The organism is Xanthomonas sp. SHU 166, from assembly GCF_000364685.1.
Taxonomy (GTDB): domain Bacteria; phylum Pseudomonadota; class Gammaproteobacteria; order Xanthomonadales; family Xanthomonadaceae; genus Xanthomonas_A; species Xanthomonas_A sontii.
This window is the reverse complement of record NZ_AQOJ01000735.1, coordinates 1-558: the sequence shown is the minus strand read 5'-3', so window position 1 is coordinate 558 and position 558 is coordinate 1. Positions and strand designations below refer to the sequence as shown.

Annotated in this window: 1 protein-coding gene; it reads right to left on the bottom strand. The window is 74.6% G+C overall.

What is annotated here, in order from left to right; all coding sequences use genetic code 11:
- On the bottom strand, positions 1-558 hold a 558-nt coding region (locus tag D180_RS17140; RefSeq protein ID WP_017913761.1), incomplete at both ends, for a DUF58 domain-containing protein.

Here is a 558-nt window from a genome sequence, read left to right as displayed (position 1 = left end):
TGTCGCGTTCGGCTTCCTCGACCCAGCGCGCCAGCCGTGCGATACGACGTTCGTGCGGCAAGGCCGGCAGCGTGCGCCAGTCCAGTACCACGTCCACGCCGATCGGGCGCTCGTACTCGCGTACCAGCAGGGTGTCGCGGCGCGCCGAGTGTTTCCACGCGATCGCCCGCGGCGCATCGCCGGCGCGATATGGGCGCAGCTGGTGCAATTCCTCGCCGAGCGCGTGCAGGCGGGTCTGGGTCGGGGTGCCGGCGCCGGCCGGCAGCGGCGGACCGTCTGCCTCCGGTTGCGGGTAGACCAGCAGCGGGGCGTCCGGCCAGAACCAGGCCCAGGCGCGCAGCAGGCCCAGCGGCTGGGTGGTGGAGACCTGGATGCGTTGCAGGTCGAGCCAGCCGCGGCGCTCGGTGGGCACCTCCAGGTCGGCCTCGTTGCGATCGTCGCGGTGCAGGTCGAGGTAGGTGTGCGCGACGCCGTGGCGCACGCGCAGGCCGCGCCGTCGGCGCCCGTCGGCCGTTGCCAGCGCCAACCGCAGGCGCAGCGGTTGCCCGGCGGCGACCG